The sequence below is a fragment of the Psychrobacter immobilis genome, assembly GCF_904846065.1.
GTDB classification, from domain to species: Bacteria; Pseudomonadota; Gammaproteobacteria; order Pseudomonadales; family Moraxellaceae; genus Psychrobacter; species Psychrobacter immobilis_H.
The window spans coordinates 193,069-217,421 of the sequence record NZ_CAJGZV010000001.1 but is presented as its reverse complement, the minus strand read 5'-3'; the positions used below and the strand labels follow the sequence as shown (position 1 = coordinate 217,421).

The following is a 24,353-nucleotide window of genomic DNA, read 5'->3' as shown; positions in this document are numbered from 1 at the left end:
ACATCCACTGAACCACTAACGCTGAGATTTATCCAAAATCTGAGTGGTCAACAATGGCGTTGGTTTCGGTGCATTGGCAATCAATTTATCTAACCAATCTATGACTTCTGCGATATTTGTCGGAGAGGATCTGGTTTGTAGGTTCTTGTCGGTAGAGGTTTGCTTTTTGTCTACGGACGCAGCATTAGAGGTACTTTCAGTATTAGTCATGGCTGCCTTTGGCGCTGACTCTTGAGGAATAGCAGACTTCGGCACCAAGGTTTGTAGTTGATTTCGTGCTTGACGCAGATAACCAATCAGCTGCTCTTGTTCGCGCATATTACTGGCTTGACTGGCCAGATTTAAGGTCATAATCACTTCGTGAATGGTCAGTTGTTTGCGCGAGAGGCTCATATTATTATCAGCGCTATTGTGCGGTGTCGCCTCACTACTCACACGCTCATAGCTGTGCAAAAACTCTTGAATATTTTGGATGGCGAGGTTTTGTAGCTGCCAAGGACTGGGCTGAGAGCTGCTTGCCTGCAAACGTTCGATGTCTTTCATCAAGCTTTGTTTGATCACAACCGTTAGCGCTGGAGCAATCTCATTGCTGCTTTGCGAAAGCTGCCAGTGTAGACCACGCAACAAATCAATCGCTGCACTGTCGTTATTGTCTGCCAACAATCTATCAGCGGCTTGTATCTGAATACGCAATAAATCTAACTGGTTTTGCGCTTGGCTACTGGCGGCAGATCGAGGCTCTGGCAGCGTCTGCTGACTCATCGCAAATAGACGGTCATCCATCTCATTCAGACGGCTGACGACTTGCTCGTTGCTTTGCAAACGCTCATTAACACTATGTTGGAAACGCTGTTGGCTGATGTAGAGCCACAATAGGGCGGCGATAAGCAACAAGATAACCAGCCACTGCAGGCGCAACAAAAACACATTTGCTTGTCGGCGCTGCTGAGTAGCAGAAGGTTCCTGAGATAACGATTCAGAATTGATTGACATAAGGCAGCACCGTTATTTTGGCTAAAACAGGTTTAAAGCAAATAAATAAAAAGTGAAACATAATAGATAAGGACAGATCATCGGTTGGTACATTTATACATTTAACAGGCTTTAGCATGGATAGCAGCAAGAATGGTTTCTGGCGCCAAATCTTCCACACGCCAATAGCTTAACTGCTGATCAGCGACCATATTGGCTAAACGCTCACCCAACACCACATAAGAAAAGTCTGACAATTCATAGGGCAAAATAGCGGGGGTTTCTCTGGCTGTTTCTTGCTTTAATGCCTTTTCTGCTACAGCCCGAACGATGCTTTCCCAATGCTCAAAGGCTGTACCGCTACTGACCACAACGATTGGCTTTGGTTGATGCACTGCCGACGCATCTTGCATTATATTATGCGTTAAATTATCGGTTAAAAACTCTTTTAGCCACTGCTCATATTGAGCCATCGCCTCGACTGGCATTATGCGCTCATACCAAGCAATGCTATCGATATGCACACCGCGTGCCAGCAACGTATCGACCAATAGTCGCCTACCTCCCAATCCGCGCCACACGAGCAACTTGTCACCTGCTTGCAAACGCTCAATCTCAGGCATCGCTAGCATACCTTCGTTATTGGCAATGTGAGGCTGAAGCACTTGGTAATTCGACGCCTCGACTTTGGCATTATTTAATACCGACGCAGTCGCTTCACCCACGGCAATCAAGTAGCTCGGCGCTTGCAGAGCATTAATTGCAATATCTTTTCGCTCATTATTATTATCATCGTCATCGTCATGATTTTGAGCTTGACGCTCATCTTCAAGCGCTTGCCAAACAGCCAGTCCTGAAGCGGCCGCCGTTGGGCTAACAATCACAAGCGCCTTATAATCGCCTGCTAGCCACTGCCGCATCAGCGTCATGTCTTGCTCAGTCGTTGGGCGTGATTGTAACGTCAACATCGGTATCTCTACCACCGTCAGCCCTGCTACTTGTAGATGATCCGTCAATACAGCGGCACGCTCTACTGGGCGAGTATTGATGACTACTTGCGTGAGTGATGACTCATTATTTGATTGACCATTAGCAATAAGCTGGGCGTGATTTAATGTTGATGACATAGACGTACCATGACAAAAGACTGATAGAATTGGCTTAACGATAGCCCTAGCATCAATAATACTTGGGCTATGACTAAGATAATCAAAATACTGGCATGTTATTCAGGATGATAAATCGCAGATAAGATATCACCCGCGCCATCGGCAAGCAGTATATTGGCAACATCAATACCAAGCTGATTAGCCTGTACTTCTTGCTCGGCTTGTGTTCCGATCAAGGTGACGCGTTTTTCTGCTTTTAGCAGCTCGCTGCCATCCGCTTGACCGACGCGGCCACGTAGCCATAACACATTGCCGTTGTCGTTATTGCCATTGTCACCGTTATCATCATTGTTGCTGCTCGTTTCATCTGCCATTTGTAACACGGCATAAGCGGCGATCGGTACTTGGCAGCCACCCTCTAAGTGACGGTTTAGCGCGCGCTCAGCAATGAGGCGGATACGAGCTTTATCATCATTCAGTGGTGCCAGTAATGTTAACACTTCATCATCACCTTCACGGCATTCGATCGCTAAGGCGCCCTGACCAACCGCAGGCAGGCAGGCATTGATATCAAGCTCGCCGCGTATGCGCTCATCCAGCTCGATACGCTGCAAACCACTGGTTGCTAAAATAATCGCATCATACTCGCCAGCATCTAGCTTGCCCAAACGTGTACCAACGTTACCGCGTAGGGTTTTGATTTGTAGGTCTGGGCGATAGGCTTTAAGCTGACACTGACGACGCAAACTTGACGTGCCAACGACTGCCCCTTGCGGCAACTCATCAATACTATTATAGGTGTTAGACACAAAAGCATCAGTCGGTGAGGCGCGTTTGCAATAGACGCCCAGCATCAAGCCTTCAGGAAGCTGCATCGGTACGTCCTTTAATGAATGTACCGCGATGTCCGCTTGTTTGTCATATAGTGCTTGCTCAAGCTCTTTGACAAACAAACCTTTACCGCCTATTTTAGCCAAAGGTGTGTCCAAAATCTTGTCACCCTTAGTGACAATTTTTAGCAAGTTAATCGTCAATTCAGGATAAAAATCTAGTAGACGAGCACGGATATGCTCAGCTTGCCATAGTGCTAAAGGGCTCTGACGCGTGGCGATATTCAAGGTAGTCAAAGCAGTTTGCTGCGGATTGCTCATAAAGGGCCTCAATAAATTCGATACTGTTCACGTCAGTACTATGCAGGTCAGTATTAAACAATACTGCAAATTTTCCACAAAAAATGGGCGATATAAACCATATATAGTCAATGCTGACGCAAAAAAATACCCCTATTTAAGCATAAATAAAGGCTTGATGATATGGGATGATTATTTCACGGTTATTTTGCTGTTATTTCACTAGACAAACCGCAGCTTACATGCTTTGAATCTTGTCACGTAATGCAGGTAAGTGACGGCGGCTAACCGCGAGTGTCTCATCAATGCCTTTAAAGCGTATTTGATATTGTCCTGCATCCAACGTTTCTAAAAAGTCCAAAAAGCTAAGGTTGATGATGGCATTACGGTGCACCCGAAAAAGCCGATCCTCAAATTCTTGTTCAAGCTCTTTTAGCGTCTCATCAATCAGGACAATGCCATCTTTGTGACGGACTTTGACGTACTTTTGATCGGCGGTAAAATAATAGATATCTTTGAGCTTGATGAGCTCAACGCCTCGGTGAGTACGAGCAGCGATATGCTCACGTACTGGACGCGCTGTTGGGTCTTCGAGTTTACGAATCTCATTTAACTGCGCCGCGTTCAAATTTTTCGCTTTATCTAGTGCTTCTAGTAACTCGTCTTTATTGGCAGGCTTTAATAAATAACCAATCGCATTGGCTTTTAGCGCGGCAATGGCATAATGATCATAAGCGGTGACAAATATAATGGCTGGCGGATGCTCAAGTTTGGCAAGCTCTTGCGCACAGCGCACCCCATCCATCTCAGGCATACGAATATCTAATAATATGATGTCTGGCTGCTGAGTTTTGACAGCGATAATGGCTTCTGCACCCGTGGTTGCTTGAGCAACGACTTGATGACCTGACTCCTGTACAATTCTAACCAAACGCTCACGTGCTAGTGGCTCATCATCACAAACTACGATACGCATGCAAACTCCAATCCCAGGATAAAATTAGTATTTTTTTCAATGACCTTACCAACATATTAGCACTCATTACCAATCACTTAGCATAAAAATCTTTAATTATTTCATAAAACAATGACTGGCTATATTGACGTTGATAGCCTTGTGCATTGAGTTTTATTGCGATGCATTTATCGATAATAATTTTTATGGGGAATCATGGCTAAATACAAAGTAAAACAACCCATTCCATTAGCTATAAAGATGGTGCAATAAGTATGCCATACCTATTTCTTGAGAAATAAAATACAAAATTAAGCCCAAAAAAAACGATCATAAACTAACATCTTGCAGCGGATAGTCGATGACGGTAATAATTCGACTACTGGTAACGCTACTTTTAATATCCGCACTTTGACCGAAATAAGCCCGTAAACGTTCCGCTTGAATATAAAAGTTCATGTGCTGACGTAAATCATGGTTAATAATCATGGTTTTTTTCGGCAGCGCGACACCAATCGTAATCACAACCCGATGCTGCTGCCAAGTGACTCTAATATTGATATAAATGGTTTCAGTGGTCATCTCCACCACATTCAGCAGCATTTTTTCTAGCACGCTCTGTAAGGTCAAGGCGGTAATCACCATGTCATACATGACATCCTCGTCAGGCAATTGCCAACTCACTTCAAGCTTATCCGCTAAGCGGCTAGACTCAATCGCTAGATAGTGCTCACAAAGAGCAATTTCTTCTTCAAAACTAATCTCTCGTGCCCCATTGAAACTGGCACGGAATAAGGCAGAAACGTGCTGTAATAAAGCAGAAGCTCTTGCTGGATTGGACTCTATCAGTGACACAAGGGTATTAATGGTATTAAAGAAAAAATGCGGGGCAATTCGCGCTTTGATCACATCATTTTGTGCACTCAATTTCTGCTCAAACGATTGTTTGAGCGCATTCGTCTCACGATAACGACGTAAAAAATACAGTAAGAACACCAAGGTAAAGCCACCACTAATCAATACATTAAATAATATATTTAGAATAAAAGTCTGACGATCATATTCAAACCAACCAATATTAATCATCACCAGCATGACTAAAATCATGGATATGGTAGATGCCACCATGAGTAAGGCAAGCACATACATGCTGGCTTTAGGTATACTCATGCCCTTAAAAATGGGGCGCAAATAATCAATGAGGTATAAGGAAGGAATAATACTCAAGGTGTTTTGCAGGACTCTGCTAAACAGCTGAATCAAAAAATCTGACCACGTGGCAATATCATAGCGATTTATTACCGTGACAAATAGTGACCAAAAAAAGATATAAATGAACCACTGCCAAGGCTTCATGACTTCCATGAGCTTAGGAATAAAAAACTCTAAGCGCTCCGCTAGTAAGGCAACCTCATCCTTTGCTATACTTGAGCTCTTATTCTGCTGACTTGTCTTGTACCGATATGAACGCCAATTCTTCAAAACCTAGTAGTCCCGAATCAAATGTAAACCCATCTGTCTCTGATTCTAGCACAGATGCTCCGATAACAAATAACGCTGCACAAAACAACCCTGTAAGCAGTCCTTCAAACAGCCAAGGTCAGCAGATGTGGGGCGGACGCTTCAGTGAAGCGACGGACAGCTTTGTCGCTGCCTTCACCGCCTCTGTTGGCTTTGATCAACGCTTTGCGCGTCACGATATTCAAGGCTCAATCGCCCACGCGACCATGCTGAAAGAATGTGACATTTTGACCGCTGACGAAGTAGCCACCATTATTGATGGTCTGCATCAGGTACTGCGCGAGATTGAGGCTGGCGAGTTTAACTGGTCAATCGCGCTAGAAGACGTGCACATGAATGTTGAGTCGCGCTTGACTGACATCATCGGCGCTGTTGGTAAAAAACTGCATACGGGTCGTAGCCGTAACGATCAGGTTGCCACCGATATTCGTCTTTGGCTACGCGAAGAGACTGATAATATCATTGCCTTATTAGTACGCTTGCAAAGTGGTTTACTTGATTTGGCTGAGCAGCATACTGACACTATTATGCCCGGCTTTACGCATTTACAAACGGCGCAGCCAGTGAGCTTTGGTCATCACGTCATGGCGTGGTTTGAGATGTTATATCGCGATACCGAACGTCTGGTCGATGCGCGCCGCCGTATTAATCAGATGCCACTTGGTAGTGCTGCCCTTGCTGGCACGACATTCCCAATCGATCGTACCATTACTGCTGAGTTGTTAGGTTTCGAAGGTATTTGCCAAAACTCGCTTGATGCCGTATCAGACCGTGACTTTGCGATTGAATTTACCTCAGCCGCTTCTATCTTGATGATGCATATGTCACGGATGAGCGAAGAGATTATCCTATGGATGTCAGCGCAGTTTAACTTTGTACAAATCCCTGATCGCTTTTGTACTGGCTCATCTATCATGCCGCAAAAGAAAAATCCTGATGTGCCAGAGTTGGTCCGCGGTAAAGCAGCACGTGTTTTTGGCCAATTGATGACACTCCTTAGCCTGATGAAAAGCCAGCCACTGGCTTATAACAAAGACAACCAAGAAGACAAAGAGCCGTTGTTTGATTGCGTCGATACGCTTACCGGCTGTTTATTGGCTTTTGCTGATATGCTACCGAATATCACTCCAAATAAAGAAAACATGCGCGCCGCTACGATGAAAGGCTATGCGACTGCGACTGACCTTGCAGATTATTTGGTACGCCAAGGCGTGGCGTTCCGTGATGCTCATGAAGTGGTGGGTAATGCCGTTGCTTTGGGTATCAAAGAAGGTGTTGATTTGAGCGATTTGTCATTGGCACAGCTACAGCAATTTAGCGATGCAATCGGTGATGATGTCTTTGAATATTTAACGCTAGAAGGCTCATTAGCAGCCCGTGACCACTTAGGTGGTACAGCGCCAAATCAAGTTAAGCAAGCAGTTGCTCGCGGTCGCAGCCGTTTAGAGGTATTTGCGTAAAGGCGCATTGTTGACCAGACAGCTTTTACCATAAAAAACACCCGCCCCTGCTGCGGGTGTTTTTGATACCATGATGGGGTAAAGTAAATTCAGCTAATAATATTTAAGTCACTTATGCTGAATAAGTGCTAACTAATACCATTCACAGAAATTAGAGTAGCAAGGAAAACGAGTGAAAGTACTACGCCTTGTAGGCTAAGCGAGTTTGACACAGCCAATCTTACTTTTTGGGTTTGGTATAACTATTCTCATGAGTGATTCAATAATATATTCTTATAATAACCAAACCCTAATAAGGAGCGCCTCATGACTGAGACTTTTAATCCACAAGCCAATACGGTATTTTGCCGTAAGTATCAGCAAGAATTGCCAAAGATGCCGCACCCGCCTTTCCCTAATAAAAAAGGTCAGGAGCTACAAGAAACGGTATCTGACAAAGCGTGGAAAGAATGGCTTGAACAGCAAACGATGCTGATTAATGAAAACCATCTAAGTATGTTAGATCCTGCTGCCAAAAAATTCCTCACCGAACAACGTGATAAATTTTTAGATAATGAAGATTATGAGCGTGCACAAGGTTGGACGCCAGAGAGCTAATTGTTTTTATTATTGCCACAATATAAAAAATGCGCTATTTAATATAGCGCGTTTTTTTGGATGTAAAATTAACGATGAACTGTTTTTTTTAGCCCTCATCACCGTTTGAGTCTACAACATCCGTGGCTGACTTGATGGCAGGTTTAGTGGCAGACAGGGTACTGACTTGGCGCGCCGCCATACGGTCATTGGCTTCTTGCACCGCTTTTTCTACCAGCGCATAGTCGGAATGACGCACATCTTGCCCACTAATATAGTTAATCACCAGTTCTGCAATATTTTGTGCATGATCGCCTACCCGCTCAAGCGCGCGCAATACCCACATAATATTAATGACTTTTGAGACGTGCCGTGAATCTTCCATAATATAGGTCATCAAAGCACGGATGGCTGACTGATACTCATCATTGACCATGCTATCGTTACGCATGACCTCAAACGCTTGCTCAGCATTCGATTGGCTAAATGCCTCTAGCGCATTGTGCAGCATCAAACGAACCTGATTGCTAAGATGTTGAACTTCTGCATAGCCATATGACAGTTTACCTTGTGCCGCAATTTTTTTGGCCATCTGAGCGATTTTCACGGCTTCATCACCGATGCGTTCTAAATCAACCACGCCTTTACTGATGGACATGACCAAGCGTAAATCACTGGCGGCGGGCTGACGTTTTGCGACCAATAGCAAGATATGCTCATCCAACTCGACTTCCATTCGATTGATATCAAAGTCCATATCAATCACCTCTTGCGCCAGTGTCTCATTTTTATCGATAAGCGCATGGATCGCTTTCGCCACTTGGTTGGCCGCGCTATCACCCATGTATAAAAACAAACGGATAGCTTCATCAAGGTCTTGGTCAAAACTTTTGGAGATATGCTTATCGCTTTGCATAAGAGGTATTCCCTAAAATCCATATTTTGGTAGCGCGGTGTGGCTGTTGAGTCGAACAGATTGGCTCATGATATCTTATTGAACGTATCGAGCACGTCGTCCTTGCTCAGACCGCGATGTTAGCCATAACGACCCGTAATATAGTCTTCTGTGGCGGTTTGGGCAGGCTTGGTAAATATCTGGTCGGTCTCGCCCATCTCAATCATATCGCCTAAGTACATATAAACGGTATAGTCAGACACGCGCGCGGCCTGTTGCATGTTATGCGTAACGATGGCAATGGTGTAATCCTGCTTTAAGTCTTCAATCAAATCTTCGATAGCACCTGTCGAAATAGGATCTAACGCTGATGTCGGCTCATCAAGCAATAACACTTCAGGCTTGGTCGCGACGCTACGTGCGATACACAAGCGTTGCTGCTGACCACCGGATAACGAAAGCCCTGACGCTTTCAATTTGTCTTTCACTTCTGGCCATAGTGCGGATTTTTTCAGCGCCCATTCCACCCGATTATCCAGCTCAGCTTTGCTTAATTTTTCATAAAGACGTACCCCAAAGGCGACATTGTCATAAATGGACATCGGGAATGGGGTAGGTTTCTGAAAGACCATACCGACTTGGGCGCGTAGCAAATTGACATCGACGTCTTTGCCCAAGATATTGTTGCCATCAAGATTAATATTGCCTTCTGCCCGCATCCCTGGATATAAATCATACATACGGTTGAAGGTACGCAACAGCGTCGATTTTCCGCAACCTGAAGGACCAATGAAAGCAGTGACTTTTTTATCAGGAATATCGATATTGATATTTTTTAGCGCCTGAAAGTCACCATAATAAAAATTCAGATCCCGAATTTGCATTTTTGCAGCAGGCATGTTTTTGGGAATATCATGAAGCGTTTGTTTGGTTAGGCTGGCAATATCTGGCTGCTCCATTTGTGCTGCCGTCGACATCGGTCTGTTTAATAAACTGTCTGTTGTTGGATTAAATTTATCTGCCGCATTGAATTTATCGACAGGCTTTTTTGTACGGATTTTGCTCATGACGTCATTCATAATGTGTTCCAATCCAGCTCAATGAATATAAATGGAAGTAAATGCTCGAGGTAATCTAGGACAAGCCTTAATTTACCATCAGCCTTTATTTAGCCTGACCTCTACTACCGATGAATCTCGCCAAAATATTTAATACCAAGACAGAGGTCGTGATCAGCAACGCTGCCGCCCACGCTAAGGTATGCCAGTTATCATAAGGACTCATCGCAAACTGGTAGATGGTATTGGGTAAGTTAGCAATAGGCTGGCTCATATCGGTACTGAAATATTGGTTGTTAAGCGCCGTAAATAGCAACGGTGCTGTTTCACCAGTGATTCGAGCAAATGCCAGTAACACCCCAGTGGTCAGTCCTGCTCTAGCCGCCTTAATCGTTACTTGAGTCACCATTTTCCACTTGGGTGTGCCAAGTGCGTAGGCCGCTTCACGAATGCTATTAGGAACCAGATTGAGCATATTCTCAGTGGTACGCACGACCACAGGAATAACGATTAATGCCAATGCTAACGCGCCTGCCCAACCAGAGAAACTTTGACCTTTTACCATCAATGCATAAATAAAGAGACCGATGACAATCGAGGGTGCGGATAGCAAAATATCATTTAAGAAACGCGTTACCTTGCCAAGCATACTGCCTTGAGCGAACTCAGATAAATAAATACCCGTCATGAGGCCAATAGGTGCACCGATAAACAAACCTGAAAACGCGAGCATTATTGAACCGACAATGGCGTTACGCAGCCCGCCCGCACTCATCGGTGGCGGTGTGTCAGCAGTAAAAATAGGCAGCTGCACAATACCTTGAAAGCCTTCAACAAAGAGCGTCAACAAAATCCAAAACAACCAAAACAGTCCAAAAACCATCGCCGACATGGCAAAGCCTAGACCTAACTTGTTGGTCAAACGGCGCTTGTTATAAAGGCTTTGATTGTAGCGGCTAGCGCTGTTTGGCTGAGTCGGTAGTGGTGCATTGATCGCATTGTTAGCAGCCATACTATTTATTTCCCATATCTTTTATCAATATCTATCAATGTTTATTGATGTCCAATCAATCCGTAAAAGACCTATCAAGATTGTCAAACGACTACCGATTGCCTGCCTTGTGATCCATGCGCATGAGCATGAGTTTTGCTAGAGATAGTACAATGAAGGTGATGACAAATAAGATTAAGCCTAAATGTAATAAAGAAGCCAAATGTAGCTCACTCGACGCTTCGGCAAACTCGTTGGCTAAAGCTGAGGTAATAGTGACACCAGAGGTAAACAGACTCGGACTGATGTTAAAGGCATTACCAATCAAGAAAGTCACTGCCATCGTCTCACCCAATGCCCGACCCAGTCCTAAGATCACGCCACCAACCACGCCAGCTTTGGTATACGGCAAAATGATCTTGAACATGACTTCCCACGTCGTTGCGCCCATACCATATGCCGACTCTTTGAGTAGGTCTGGCACGACCGAAAAAACATCGCGCATGGTGGCGGCGATAAATGGAATAATCATGATGGCCAGTACCAACGAGGCGGTAAACATACCCAATCCCATTGGTGCGCCCGTAAATAGCTTGCCAATGATAGGCAATGGACCGACGTGCTCAATAAACCAAGGCTGAATATGATCGCCAAAGAACGGCGCAAAGACAAACAATCCCCACATACCGTAAATGATAGAAGGAATACCCGCTAATAACTCAATGGCAATACCAAGTGGTTTTTTGAGGAAGGTTGGGCACATCTCGGTCAAAAATATGGCAATGCCAAAACTGATTGGTACTGCAATGAGAATAGCTATAAATGACGTTACTAGCGTGCCATAAATAGGGGCAAGAGCCCCGTACTCATTGGCGACCGTATCCCAATTATTACTGGTATAAAATCCAAGACCAAATGTTTGAATGCTCGGCCACGCTCCGATGATTAAGGAGACTAAAATGCCGCCCAACGATAAGAGTACTAATATGGCAAAAGCCTTAGTAGCATTCACAAACAATAAGTCATAGCGCTTTTGTTTAGCCAGTTGGGACCTTAAATCATTCATAAGTGTCTCAGCATTAAATAGAATCAAGTCAAAATAGTAGAAGCATTCATTCGGTTTTATCACAACAAACTTGTCATCAAACTTGCTGTGATAAAACCTCTCAAATAACTACCGGAGAATAGTTATTCGAGAGGATAACTCGAAAGGGACTAGTAAGGCACTGACAAGGTATTAAAGAATATTTAGCAGAAACAGGTTACTGAGCAGGCTTATACACAGGCTGTCCATCACTGCCTTTTACCTCGTTCCATTTTTCCTTGAATAAGGCAACCGCTGCATCAGAGAATGGTACGTAATCGAGTGCCATAGCATCGTCATCACCTTGGGTATAAGCCCAATCAAAGAAGTTCAACACGCCAGCCACTTGCTGAGGATTCTCTGGTTGCTTATGTACTAGGATAAAGGTCGCAGCAGCGATCGGCCATGCTTGCTCAGTCTCAGAGTTGGTGATGACTTTATAAAAGCCTGCTTGCTGTGACCAGTCGATATCACCTGCCGCAGCAAATGTCTCAGCAGATGGCTGAACGACGTTGCCAGCAGCGTTTTTCAATGCAGTATGTGACATGTTGTTTTGCTTGGCATAAGCATACTCAACGTAGCCGATAGAGTTTTTCATACGATTTACGTAGCTTGAAACCCCTTCGTTACCTTTACCACCTGCACCAGTCGCAGACGTTGGCCATTTGACTGTTTTATCAACACCAACTGTGTCTTTCCAGTCTGGCGAGACTTTAGCAAGATAATCCGTAAAGTTAAACGTTGTGCCAGAACCATCTGAGCGGAATACTGTCGTAATAGCTGCATCAGGCAAAGTCAAATCTGGGTTCATGGCTTTGATGGCTGGGTCATTCCAGTTGCTAATCTTACCCAAATAGATGTCTGCCAACGTTGCACCGTCTAATTTCAACGCGCCCGGCTCAATACCATCGATGTTGACGATTGGCACGACGCCACCGATAACCGTCGGAAACTGAATCAAGCCTGCTGCGTCTAGCTCTTCAGGCGTCATCGGCGCGTCAGACGCCCCAAAATCGACTGTTTTTGATTCGATTTGTTTGATACCACCAGAAGAGCCAATCGATTGGTAATTGACTTGGCCACCGGTAGCAGCGTTGTAGTCGTAAGACCATTTAGCATAAATAGGCTGCGGGAACGATGCCCCTGCACCCGTGATATTCATAGCGATATTCTCAGCAGATTTAAAACCTGCTGCAGAAGCAGATGTTGTCTGAGTAGTTGCTTCAGTGGTGGTGACAGCGCTACTGCTATCCGCAGCTGGCTCTGTCGTTTCAGTCGATTTATTACATGCCGTAAGCACTAATGTACAACTAACGGCCACTGCTAATAACGAATAACGCATGTAGGACTCCTAAAGTTTAACAACGATACAAAAAAGCATTGTTTATGACATGCGTGCTATCTTGCCAAATCTTTATGACAGTTTAATGACAACCTCCAGAATCTTTCATTCGCTTTACATAATATTTAGATAAGCTATCTACAGCTCAGTAATATCAAGTGATTTCAATCACTGGTACTCTAGAGTCGTTCTCATAAAAACATCGAACCTCAAACTCAACGCCTGATATTTTCATCTAAATATCATTAGCCCTCATTGCAGAACTTTGTTAGTATTGATGTGATTTACAACACTGACAGACTCGGGGTGCGGTGTATTATCGGCTCACTTTATAAGCTTTCCTTATTAAAGTAGTCGCCTTTATACATTCGCTGAGAGATCACCCGCCGAACCTGATGCGGTTAGTACCGACGCAGGGAAGTCTTAAGCACTTTGTTATTTATGGCAAAGGACGTGCAGAAATGCCTTTTTTATCCTCATTACTATCTTAATGTGCGTGATGTGCTATTAAGTAGTGAAGACTGATATAAAGCTGCGTCCAACGTTTGATGAGCATCATCCGTGACTATATTATTTGGTCGTAGGCTGATGCTCATGAGCTGAATTTGTCTGGATCACAGATGCTCCCCCCGCAGCTACTGGCGGTGTTGCTTTTATTCAAAAACCAACACGCTAGGACAGCATATGACAACTTTATTAGCCACTTCTCCTTCTCAAAAACCTTCTAAGACAGATGCGTTAAAGACCCCTGCTCACCGCAGTGCCAGTGATGCGCGCTTCGAGGAAGATGCGCGTGATTTGCATCGCATCTTACCTGCTTCGCGCAAAGTCTATATCGAAGGCTCTAGATCCGATATTCAAGTACCCATGCGTGAAATCACCCTTGATCCTACCCCTGTGCAAGGCGTCCCTGAAAGCGAATGGGAGCAAAATCCACCGTTTTATGTCTATGACACCTCTGGCGTGTATACCGACCCCAACGTCGAGATTGATTTGACCAAAGGCTTGCCGAAACTGCGTGAAGGTTGGATAAATGAGCGCGGTGATACCGAGCAATTAAGCGGACTGTCTAGCTTTTATGGAATGGCACGCGCCCGCGATATCAGCACTGCCAATCTACGATTTGCTCATATCGATAAACCTCGCCGCGCCAAAGATGTCGATGGCAAAGCTGGCAACGTCACGCAGATGTACTATGCACGCCGCGGCATTATCACCCCTGAGATGGAATACATCGCCATTCGCGAAACGCAAAAACAGCATGAGCTGACCGATATGCGTCAACATGACGGTGAAAACTTTGGCGCTAATACGCCGACGGTTATCACTCCTGAGTTTGTGCGGAGTGAAGTGGCTGCAGGTCGCGCCATTATCCCAAATAACATCAATCACCCTGAATCTGAGCCGATGATTATCGGGCGTAATTTTTTGGTAAAAATTAATGCCAATATTGGTAACTCAGCGCTCGGCTCTTCTATCGATGAAGAGGTGTCTAAAATGACGTGGGCCACGCGTTGGGGTGCGGATAACATCATGGATTTGTCGACTGGCAATCATATTCACGAAACGCGCGAATGGCTGATTCGTAACTCGCCAGTGCCGATTGGTACTGTACCGATTTACCAAGCGCTAGAAAAAGTCGATGGCGTGGCTGAAGATTTAACGTGGGAGATATTCCGCGATACGCTGATTGAGCAAGCCGAACAAGGTGTCGATTACTTTACTATCCATGCGGGTGTTTTATTAGAGTACGTGCCGCTAACTGCTGGACGCTTAACGGGCATCGTCTCGCGTGGCGGATCTATCATGGCGCAGTGGTGCATGTTTCATAATAAAGAGAGCTTTTTATATACTCATTTTGAAGATATATGTGAAATCATGAAGCAGTACGATGTGGCGTTTAGTCTAGGCGATGGCTTACGTCCAGGCTGTTTGCAAGATGCCAATGACGAGGCGCAATTTGGTGAGCTGCGTACCCTTGGCGAGTTGACCCAAGTGGCGTGGAGGCATGACGTACAGGTCATGATTGAAGGTCCGGGGCACGTGGCGATGAACCGTATTAAAGAGAATATGGACTTGCAATTAGAAGTTTGTGCCGACGCACCTTTTTATACCTTAGGACCCTTAACCACCGATATCGCACCCGGTTATGACCATATCACCAGTGCAATTGGTGCGGCAATGATCGGCTGGTTTGGTACCGCGATGCTGTGCTATGTGACGCCAAAAGAGCATTTAGGTCTGCCTAATAAAAAAGATGTTAAAGACGGTATCATCACTTATAAAATCGCTGCTCATGCCGCCGACCTTGCCAAAGGACATCCGGGCGCACAAGCTCGTGATAATGCGTTATCTAAAGCCCGATTTGAATTCCGCTGGGACGACCAATTCAATCTGGCGCTCGACCCAGATACCGCCCGTGAGTTCCATGATGAAACCTTGCCTAAAGACGCGCATAAGACGGCGCACTTTTGCTCGATGTGTGGACCTAAGTTTTGCTCGATGAAAATCACTCAGAACGTGCGGGATTATGCGGCAGGACTGGATAAAGATGCCGCTAACCAAAAAGTTATTTCATAAATAGATGACTTAATGGATATGAATCATTTGATTGAGGTGATAAATATACTAGCGAAGGATGTCAGTTATATAGAGAGATGTAGGCAACCTATATAGCAGCGCATCAAAAAAGCTCAAACCTGATAATCAGGTTCGAGCTTTTTTTAAAATAACTCTTAACATCTTTAAAAACTAAATACTCAATTCAGTGGATATTTTTTCTCAATTTTTCGAATTTCATCAATACCTCCAGATTCTAGCTTGGAAACAATGTAAAACTCTTTGTCACTGCCAAAATTATCTAGGGCATTATTGAGTCCTTTTATGTACTCATAAAACTCTGCGTAAGAATAAACTTCTTCATTATAGCGAATATCAGGTTTATCTATATAGAGGTATGCAGAACCTTCGCACTGTGTTACTTCACCTTTGATATTTGTCTCAGCCTCATAGGAGCTTGATGTCAATATTTTATTGCTGTTGTAACTCATACATACTTTCTGTCCGCCTCTATTCATTGTTTCAAACTTATAACTATCCAGTTTTTGATTTAAGTTGGATTTCAGTTCTGAAAAATCTGTCTCATTTGCTGAAGCATCCAAATTACCCAAAACAACATCTACTTCTGTCAGAGAACTCAGCATAACTTTGTCGTTAGTGCCTCCCATCGCACTGAGTAAACCAATATGGTGAATACCTTTGCGAGATAGTTCATCAATAATTTGCTGTACTGAGCTCGTAGTGCCAAGGACGTCATCACTATAAGCCACGCCAATCCATGCCATTGTCTTCCCCCACGCTATTTCTTGAGTGAGATAGGGTTCAATAGTTACACCCAGAGCTTTCAAAGCCTTACTTTTATCCTCAGGTAAGTTGGCTGCCAGTACTGCCGTATCCTCTTTACAAAAAGTATTGTTGTTCAAATGATTGATAAAATTTGATAAATCCTGAGACTGCATTGATAGCTCTTGCTCACCAAGCGTTAACGCTCGAGAACACGTATAGCGAAGAAACTCAGCTTCACGTTTACCTTTATAGAGCTTGTAGCTATTACTACTGGTGTCTACAAGATTTCCAGATAGCATGTTGAAAATATCAGGTAGACTTGGGTTTTTATCTTGTAGCAAATCTTCAAAAGAGGCCATGGTAGCAAGATTGCCTTTGTTGACAGTCACATAGCTATCGCTTTCAGGGTAAAAAATCCTAGTAGTTTCAATACTGTCAGCGTTATATAGGTTTCCAAGGTGAGTCCCAGAAATTGGCAAAACCTTATACATTTTCCCAGTTTCGTTATTTAACCTAGCAGGTGCGCGAATGTACTGATCGACGTCCTCGCCTTCTTCAGCCGCCATTTCGTTAGAAAAGGTGACATCTGGCACCTGTGGTTCAATCTTATCTGGTTTAGTAGTTGGTATGACTGGCGTCTCTGGCGTACCACCACTATTTTTATTACCGCCATCACTACCACCACCGCAGCCATAAAGTGCCAACATAGAAGCCAAAGCCAAACTTAGATAGCGTTTATTCATCAATACATATCCATTTAGGTTAACGGTAGATCAATATAGAAGTGAACTTAATTTCGCTAATAATAAATTGAAAACGATACTAAATCAATACAAATAAACAAAAAAATCCCAACAGATCTTTTATCTGTTGGGATTTTGGTGAGTACAAATTATAGCTTTTAAACTCTATTTGTTGAAATACAGTTGTTAAACTTTCGACGCCTCATAAATCTCTTCGATAGATGTGTTGATAGTATTAGCAAACTCATCATCACTTTGCTGTTTGCTCAATCCTTCGGTAAAGGCACGTGAGAAGCTGGCTATCATACCGGGGTTTTGCTTAAGCTTGGCACAAGCATCGCCACGGCTGTAGCCGCCCGATAACGCCACAACTTTTAATACTTTTGGATGATCAATCAGCTCTTGGTAAAAACCCGCTTCTTCTGGTAAAGTCAGTTTTAGCATGACTTGCTGGTCGTCAGTCAAACGATCCAGATTGTGCAAAATGCTGGTCTTTAGTATGACTTCACATTCATGTTTTTTGCTACTGTCGATATCGACTTCAGGCTCTACGATTGGCATCAGGCCTTTTGAGAGTATCTGTCTTGCCACATCGAATTGCTGTTGCACGACCAGCTCAATGCCATCGAAATTCGGCTCATAAATTACTGAGCGCATTTTGGTACCAAATACTGGATAGTTTTTGGCTTTATCGAGTAACAAATCTAAATTTGGCATCGGACGCATCACTTGGACGCCATTCATTTGCTCAGCCAAACCCTTATCCACTTTTAAAAATGGGACGATATTTTTATCTTCCCATAGATAATTGGCCGTCGGTTTGCCATTGACCTCACGTTCCATCGTGTCTTCGAACAAAATCGCCCCAAGCACACGCTCATTATCAAAAGCCTCACAAGTCATGATACGCGCGCGCATCTCATGCACTTGGTCGAACATGGCTTCATCGTTGTCATAATCATCGCCTATGACACCATAATTCTCTAACGCTTTTGGTGTACTGCCACCACTTTGATCAAGTGCCGCAATGAACCCTGAACCATTTTTAATACGTTGTAGCTGTTTTTTATATTGGTTTTGATATTCCATTGAGAGTGCGTCCTATTGTTATTGGTTGAGGTCAAGTGTCACAAAGTAAATCGCTTTTTATTGGCTTATATCAGCCTTACTGTTTGTAGACAACCTTATCATAGGACGCTCTTTGTGCCTATATCTGATAAGTTAACGCGTTGATAAAATAATTATCACCTATCCTATAAGCAAACTCACTAGGCTGAACGTTTATGCTAAAAACAGCACTGCCACACAGCAAATGGCTAATAATAAACCCAATACATTAATACGGTTAAGCGACTCCTTAAACACACCAACCCCTATCAAGGTTGCCACTGCAATGACACCGACATTCATACCGGTAAAGACGATGCTAGGCGACTCGGATAATAATTGATGCGCACGTACATAAGCATAAATATTGCCCATATTGAGCGCACCTAATAACAATCCCCCTGCCAGCGCATCCCCCTGCCAGCGCACCCGCGTAATCAGCAAATACATAAACAGCAATAATCCTGCTAAACCAAAACTGACAAATAATGTCAGAGGAAAAGCAGTGCCCTGCTTGGCAACTTGCTTGAACAAGATATCAATAATGCCATAGCCTGCCCATACGCCAAACAGCCATAGCGGTGTATGCTTCGCTTGTCTGCTAATCTGACCCTGCTGTGGACGATAAATCAACGCTCCGAGTGCTAGAAAGCCTAATAACAGCCCAAATATTCGCGTGCTGGTCAGTACTTCACCAAACAATAAAAAAGCCGCGACGATAGGAATAATCAACGATAGCCGCTGAGCCGCATCGGTTGCTACCATTCCCACAGATTCAATCGCCCTTCCAAGGATAATAAACACGGCGGGAAGTAGGATACCAAGAGCAATAATAATCGCCCAAGCACCGCCAAGTGCATTCATGCCACTGACGTCTGGCTTCAATAAAAACCACGTCAGCAGAAAAGCGACCGGATAGCCTGCGACGATGGTCTGGCGTATGTCTATATTTTTCTGTCGTAACACTTTTAGCAATACTGAAACGGCGACACTACAAAGCACCGCTATCGTCAAATATATCATGAGCTATTACCTTGTTAAACTGCCACTTTACGGGGGTATTATTCGGTCATCATTCATATACTGAAGACAAAGCGCGAACTGCCAATCAGGATAAAGCCATAGAATGTAACAAAGTATTTCTTACACAGCAATCTATTTATTGGCTTTTATTCGACTGCTGACAAGTAGCTCTTTAGCGGTCAATTTACAATTAGCATGCAGGTCTGATTGGGAAGTTTGCTAAAATAGTACTCAATCCTAATAACAAAAGTAAAGATTCAAAATAACGAGTAATGTCGTTGATTTTGGCGTACTGCTATTGATGTTTTATGACTGCCTATGAATGCTCTATTTCGATTTTTTGAAACTCGCCTCCCTGCCTTTCCTGAAACCCCTATGCCGCTACCTTCACCCCGTGATGGCATGCTAAAGTTCTTGTGGGCGTGTACCAACGGTTTACGTGGCTGGCTATTGATATTTATGATTTTGTCTGCGGGCATTGGCATCTATGAAGCGATGCTATTTGCTTGGATTGGGAATATCGTTGACTGGCTAGGCGTCTATACACCGCAGAATCTGTGGTTAGAAAAAGGCGATATGCTACTGCTCATGCTAGCTGTCATGATCGTGAGTCCGCTATGGATTGCATTGTCATCATTCATCCATTTTCAGACCTTGCAAGGCGTCTTTCCCATGCAAATGCGCTGGCGCTTTCACCAGCGGATGCTTGGGCAATCGATGCAGTTTTATCAAGATGAATTTTCTGGACGTGTCTCAGCCAAAGTAATGCAAACTGCATTGGCCGTACGCGATACGGTCATGACCGTCACCGACATGTTTATGTATGTCACCGTTTATTTTATTACGTCAGGTGTCATTTTATTTAATCTGGACAGCCTATTATTAATCCCGTTTATCGTTTGGCTAGTCTTGGTTGCGCTGACCATTTGGTACTTTATCCCTAAGCTCAAACAAACTGCCATTGTGCAAGCCGATGCCCGTGCCTTGATGACCGGCCGCATTACCGATGCTTACGCCAATATCATGACCGTCAAGCTATTTAGCCATTCACGCCGTGAGCTGAGTTATGCCAAAAATGCCATGGGGCAATTTTTAGGTACCGTCCATGCACAGATGCGCTGGGTCAGTTATTTAGAAGTATCAACCCATCTAATCAGTGTGATTTTGGTTAGTGGCACTGCAGCTATTGGCTTATATTTATGGCAACAAGGCGCGGTCGGTGTCGGTGCGATTGCTGCCGCGACAGCCATGGCACTACGTTTAAACGGTTTGACTCGTTGGATCATGTGGCAAACTGCCAGTCTATTTGAAAGTATCGGAACCGTACAAGATGGCATGCGTACCTTATCAGCGCCGCAAAAAATCATTGATAAGCCCAACGCACCCGCTTTGAAAGTCACCGAAGGTCGTATCGTTTTTGATCATGTTGATTTCAGTTATGAGAATGATAGCGACGCTGTTGAAGGCGATAGCTTAGATACAGTGAAAACATCAGCAACGCCTACTACGAAGACTAAACTGCTCGATAACTTTTATTTAGATATTAAACCTGGCGAAAAAATAGGCTTGGTTGGGCGCTCAGGTGCCGGTAAATCCACCTTGGTTAATTTATTGTTACGCTTCTTTGATGTTGATAGCGGTAAAATTCTTATCGATGGACAAGCAATTGATGAAGTCACCCAAGAGTCTTTGCGCCAACAGATAGGTATGGTGACGCAAGATACGTCTTTGCTACATCGGACAGTACGTGAAAATATCGCTTACGGTCGTCCTGATGCAACCGACGAAGAAATTATTACCGCTGCCAAACAAGCGCAAGCATGGGACTTTATCAAAGACTTATATGATGATAAAGGCAATACAGGGCTTGATACCCAAGTCGGTGAGCGCGGCGTCAAGCTCTCTGGCGGTCAACGTCAGCGTATCGCCATCTCACGTGTTATGCTAAAAAATGCGCCCATCTTACTATTGGACGAAGCGACCAGCGCCCTTGACTCTGAGATTGAATTTGCCATTACCGAAAGCCTCAATGACATCATGACAGGTAAAACGGTCATTGCGATTGCCCATCGTCTCTCTACCATTGCCGCACTTGATCGATTGGTGGTCATGGATAAAGGTCAAATTATCGAACAAGGCAGCCATGATGAGTTGTTAAATCTACACGGTGTTTATGCTCGCTTGTGGCACCGACAAAGTGGCGGATTTTTAGGTGAAGACAGCTAAGTACAATCATTAATTTTCATTGGAAATCAGACACAAGGAGGTGTGTACATTATGAAAGCATTTGCAAAAAATATTAATATTAGTGGAAAACAAGCGCGCTACTATAACCTTAGCCAGCTTACGCCATCGATACAGTCATGTACTGCCTCTCGCGTGCCAGCACACTTTTATGGTGGCAATAGTTTTACCGTTGGTACTTATAGTCCCTTATTAAATGCGCTGGCAACTGACTTCAAAATCAGCTCGCTTGCGCTTCGTGGCTATTGGTATGACAAGCCGCAGCGGCGGCGTCTTACGCGCGAGCAGGATGCTGAGATACTTATTGAGTTTTTAGAAAAAACGCAAGACAAACCCATCGTTGGTATTGGTCATTCGCAAGGAGCCACTGCCACTGCCATCGCTGCAGCCCAGCGCCCAGATCTGTTTTCACAGCTATATTTAATAGAGCCTGTGACCTTTACCAAACCACAAGCCAGACTCTATAATCTATTGCCGCGTAAGCTTCTGCTTAGTCGCGAACCATTTAAAAGCACTCTCACCAAACAATCTACTTGGGCAAGCATCAATGATTATTATGAGAACTTACGCGCTCAACGTGCTTATAGGCGCATGAGTGATGCGCATTTGCGGGTATTTGCAGAGCAAAGTTTATCCAAAGATACCAGTGGCAGTTACACGCTGATATTTGCGCCTGAGCAAGAGCTCGCCAACTATTTCGGTGCGCCGCATATCGATACCGCCCTCAAGCAATTGAGCTGTCCTTATACCCTTATCACTGGCAAGCCGACGTTGTTTATCAACCATAAAGTGCGACAACAATGGCAAAAATTCGTCCCTGATGACAGCATCATATCTTTATTAGATTACGGTCATCTACTGCCGATGGAAGCACCTGAATTATGTGCTCAAGTTATCAATGAGCATTATCATAGTCATAAATAAGCTGAGCCGTCTAAGTGATGACTGACCTTTTTGCGCCTACACCGACTGATAACCTATTGCCTTACGATGGTCAGGTCAATGACTTAGGGGTAGTTATTAATGATGCTAACGCTCTGTATGAGAATTTACTAAATGAGCTACCTTGGCAGTCTGACATCGTGACGTTGTTTGGTAAAACACATGTTACCACTCGCCAAATCGTCTGGATGGGTGACCACGATGTCAGTTATCATTACTCTGGACAGACGCGTCGAGCCATTCCATGGACAAAGCAGATGTTGCACGTAAAACGACATATTGAACAGCAGTTATCAAGCAGTGGTATCAACGTTGATTTTAATTCTTGCTTACTTAACCACTATCCCTCTGGTGCTGATGGCATGGGCTATCATGCCGACGATGAAAAAGAGCTGGGCGCGCAGCCGATTATCGCTTCTTTATCGCTCGGTGCTAGGCGAAAATTTGTTTTTAAGCATAAAACTATTAGACAAGAGAATAAGCCCGTCAAAGTTGAGCTATATCTTGAGTCCGGTCAGCTTATCGTTATGCATGGCGATACGCAGGATTTTTGGAAGCACACCATTACAAAAACCAAAACTGTCGCATCAGGGCGCATCAGCCTCACCTTTCGAAAAGTGCTATCGCGTTAAATTAATGCAACTTAATATAAGCTAGAGCGCGTCCTCGTTTTGAAAATGGTGATAAAAATGAGCTAAACGGTAGCCAAACAAGGAAAATAGCACCGTTAATATCGGAATATTAACAGTGCTATTTGATGCAGTCTAGAAAGATTTAACCATTTTTAGCCCACTTAGTCGCATGCCTTCAGATTGAAGACATGTCCTAGCTCACTTTTAAAACGATCTTGCCAAAAGCAGCACCTTTTTGTAGCTCATGATGAGCCGCGACCACTTCAGACAAAGGATATGTTTGCTGAATACGTAGTGTTAGCTTACCATCTGCAACGAGCTGTAAAACTCGCGCCATATCTTCACCACTACGCTGCGCCTTATAACCTGCTACCTTTAACTGTTTCTGGCTACCCGCCTCTTTGAGTTTATCCACCCAAATCGTTGGTAACACATTGACGCGACCACCAGATTTGAGCACGCTAAGCGCTCGCACGCCTGCTTCATTACCGACCAAATCCAGTAGCACATCTGCCTGTAATTCAGGGAATTCACCATCTTTGGTATAATCAATCCAACCTGTAAGCTGATTGGTATCTATTATTTCATCAAGCTTGGCATATTTTTCTGGTGAGCAAATGACGGTCACCTTGATATTGTTTTTAGCCACTTTATCCATGAGCAGCTGAATCAACAAGTGACCCACGCCGCCTGCTGGCGCGTTTATCACCACATGCTCACCATCTTGAATATCTGCAAACTCTACAAACTGTATCGCCGTCTGTCCGATACAAGGCAGCGCACCTGCTTGCTGTAACGTGACAGAATCCGGTACTTTTGCCAGCATGTCAGCATCGACTGCTACATACTCTGCATAACAGCCACCATGAAAAGTCAGGGCAGCGACCTGTGTACCGATAGTAAATTGCTCACTACGACTATCGACCACAGTGCCTGACATATCAAAGCCCAAAATTGCAGGCTCATTTTTATCAAACTTTTCTTTTTGAATGGCATCAGCGCCCCAGCCTTTGCCTTGACGTGTTTTGTAATCGACAGGATTGATACCCGCATAAGCAACTTTGACCAATACCTGATTATCTGTCAACACAGGAATGGCCACATCCTCTTGATAGCTCATCACTTCAGGTTCGCCAAACTCAAGCATGAGTACGGCATGTTGGGTCGTTGGTAGCGGATTATGAGAAAGAGTAGACATCGTTATATATCCTTATAGGTATCTAT

Annotated in this window: 20 protein-coding genes and 1 riboswitch; of the genes, 6 read left to right on the top strand and 14 right to left on the bottom strand. The window is 44.2% G+C overall.

Annotation, left to right across the window (positions count from 1 at the left end; all coding sequences use genetic code 11):
* Positions 1 to 15: 15 nt before the first annotated feature.
* From JMW64_RS00940 to JMW64_RS00920, 5 genes are all read right to left on the bottom strand, one after another.
* A complete protein-coding gene (locus JMW64_RS00940; RefSeq protein ID WP_201552354.1) occupies positions 16 to 993 on the bottom strand; it encodes a hypothetical protein in 978 nt (325 codons plus the stop codon).
* Positions 994 to 1,094: 101 nt separating this feature from the next.
* On the bottom strand, positions 1,095 to 2,099 hold the full coding sequence (locus JMW64_RS00935; RefSeq protein WP_201552352.1) for a uroporphyrinogen-III synthase: 1,005 nt from the start codon (positions 2,097 to 2,099) through the stop codon (positions 1,095 to 1,097).
* Positions 2,100 to 2,197: 98 nt separating this feature from the next.
* On the bottom strand, positions 2,198 to 3,232 hold the full coding sequence (gene hemC, locus JMW64_RS00930; protein WP_201552350.1) for a hydroxymethylbilane synthase: 1,035 nt from the start codon (positions 3,230 to 3,232) through the stop codon (positions 2,198 to 2,200).
* A gap of 217 nt (positions 3,233 to 3,449) precedes the next feature.
* The gene (locus JMW64_RS00925) at positions 3,450 to 4,187 is read right to left on the bottom strand and encodes a LytR/AlgR family response regulator transcription factor (RefSeq protein ID WP_045443089.1); all 738 of its coding nucleotides are present in this window, start codon (positions 4,185 to 4,187) and stop codon (positions 3,450 to 3,452) included.
* 309 nt (positions 4,188 to 4,496) lie between these two features.
* Positions 4,497 to 5,648, bottom strand: coding sequence for a sensor histidine kinase (locus JMW64_RS00920; RefSeq protein ID WP_201552348.1), 1,152 nt, complete (start codon positions 5,646 to 5,648; stop codon positions 4,497 to 4,499).
* 125 nt (positions 5,649 to 5,773) lie between these two features.
* Between JMW64_RS00920 and argH the strand changes: the two genes are divergently transcribed.
* Positions 5,774 to 7,147 carry an argininosuccinate lyase gene (gene argH, locus JMW64_RS00915; RefSeq protein WP_198330504.1) on the top strand — a complete coding sequence of 458 codons (1,374 nt, stop codon included), beginning with the start codon at positions 5,774 to 5,776 and terminating at the stop codon, positions 7,145 to 7,147.
* A gap of 306 nt (positions 7,148 to 7,453) precedes the next feature.
* The gene (locus tag JMW64_RS00910; protein ID WP_045443086.1) at positions 7,454 to 7,744 is read left to right on the top strand and encodes an oxidative damage protection protein; all 291 of its coding nucleotides are present in this window, start codon (positions 7,454 to 7,456) and stop codon (positions 7,742 to 7,744) included.
* 88 nt (positions 7,745 to 7,832) lie between these two features.
* Here the strand turns inward: JMW64_RS00910 and phoU are convergent, their stop codons facing one another.
* From phoU to pstS, 5 genes are all read right to left on the bottom strand, one after another.
* Positions 7,833 to 8,639: a phosphate signaling complex protein PhoU gene (phoU, locus tag JMW64_RS00905; protein WP_227694012.1), complete on the bottom strand. Its 807-nt coding sequence runs from the start codon at positions 8,637 to 8,639 to the stop codon at positions 7,833 to 7,835.
* 119 nt (positions 8,640 to 8,758) lie between these two features.
* Positions 8,759 to 9,685, bottom strand: coding sequence for a phosphate ABC transporter ATP-binding protein PstB (gene pstB, locus JMW64_RS00900; protein ID WP_087814967.1), 927 nt, complete (start codon positions 9,683 to 9,685; stop codon positions 8,759 to 8,761).
* Positions 9,686 to 9,782: 97 nt separating this feature from the next.
* Positions 9,783 to 10,688: a phosphate ABC transporter permease PstA gene (gene pstA, locus JMW64_RS00895; protein ID WP_201552346.1), complete on the bottom strand. Its 906-nt coding sequence runs from the start codon at positions 10,686 to 10,688 to the stop codon at positions 9,783 to 9,785.
* Positions 10,689 to 10,779: 91 nt separating this feature from the next.
* Entirely contained in the window at positions 10,780 to 11,733 is a 954-nt protein-coding gene (pstC, locus tag JMW64_RS00890) for a phosphate ABC transporter permease subunit PstC (RefSeq protein WP_201552344.1), read from the bottom strand.
* 196 nt (positions 11,734 to 11,929) lie between these two features.
* A complete protein-coding gene (pstS, locus tag JMW64_RS00885; RefSeq protein WP_201552342.1) occupies positions 11,930 to 13,093 on the bottom strand; it encodes a phosphate ABC transporter substrate-binding protein PstS in 1,164 nt (387 codons plus the stop codon).
* Between the two features lie 292 nt (positions 13,094 to 13,385).
* A riboswitch (TPP riboswitch) is annotated at positions 13,386 to 13,529 on the top strand.
* Between the two features lie 248 nt (positions 13,530 to 13,777).
* On the opposite strand from pstS, the gene thiC reads away from it, so the two are divergent.
* A complete protein-coding gene (thiC, locus tag JMW64_RS00880; RefSeq protein WP_227694010.1) occupies positions 13,778 to 15,673 on the top strand; it encodes a phosphomethylpyrimidine synthase ThiC in 1,896 nt (631 codons plus the stop codon).
* 179 nt (positions 15,674 to 15,852) lie between these two features.
* Here thiC and JMW64_RS00875 read toward each other — a convergent pair whose 3' ends face one another.
* From JMW64_RS00875 to JMW64_RS00865, 3 genes are all read right to left on the bottom strand, one after another.
* Positions 15,853 to 17,181: a metallophosphoesterase family protein gene (locus tag JMW64_RS00875; protein WP_201552340.1), complete on the bottom strand. Its 1,329-nt coding sequence runs from the start codon at positions 17,179 to 17,181 to the stop codon at positions 15,853 to 15,855.
* Positions 17,182 to 17,367: 186 nt separating this feature from the next.
* The gene (locus JMW64_RS00870; protein WP_201552338.1) at positions 17,368 to 18,270 is read right to left on the bottom strand and encodes a fructose bisphosphate aldolase; all 903 of its coding nucleotides are present in this window, start codon (positions 18,268 to 18,270) and stop codon (positions 17,368 to 17,370) included.
* 192 nt (positions 18,271 to 18,462) lie between these two features.
* Entirely contained in the window at positions 18,463 to 19,311 is an 849-nt protein-coding gene (locus JMW64_RS00865; RefSeq protein ID WP_201552336.1) for an EamA/RhaT family transporter, read from the bottom strand.
* A 318-nt stretch (positions 19,312 to 19,629) separates the two neighbouring features.
* Here JMW64_RS00865 and JMW64_RS00860 point away from each other — a divergent pair, with 318 nt between their 5' ends.
* Genes JMW64_RS00860 through JMW64_RS00850 form a run of 3 tightly spaced genes read left to right on the top strand, consistent with a single transcriptional unit; the run spans position 19,630 to position 23,129 of the window.
* Complete coding sequence (locus JMW64_RS00860) at positions 19,630 to 21,537, top strand: ABC transporter ATP-binding protein (RefSeq protein ID WP_201552334.1); 1,908 nt, start codon at positions 19,630 to 19,632, stop codon at positions 21,535 to 21,537.
* A gap of 51 nt (positions 21,538 to 21,588) precedes the next feature.
* Positions 21,589 to 22,479 (top strand): alpha/beta fold hydrolase, encoded by an 891-nt coding sequence (locus JMW64_RS00855; protein WP_201552332.1) that lies wholly within the window; start codon positions 21,589 to 21,591, stop codon positions 22,477 to 22,479.
* A 17-nt stretch (positions 22,480 to 22,496) separates the two neighbouring features.
* Positions 22,497 to 23,129: an alpha-ketoglutarate-dependent dioxygenase AlkB family protein gene (locus JMW64_RS00850; protein ID WP_201552330.1), complete on the top strand. Its 633-nt coding sequence runs from the start codon at positions 22,497 to 22,499 to the stop codon at positions 23,127 to 23,129.
* Between the two features lie 193 nt (positions 23,130 to 23,322).
* Here JMW64_RS00850 and JMW64_RS00845 read toward each other — a convergent pair whose 3' ends face one another.
* Positions 23,323 to 24,327, bottom strand: coding sequence for an NADP-dependent oxidoreductase (locus JMW64_RS00845; protein WP_201552328.1), 1,005 nt, complete (start codon positions 24,325 to 24,327; stop codon positions 23,323 to 23,325).
* Between the last annotated feature and the right edge of the window lie 26 nt (positions 24,328 to 24,353).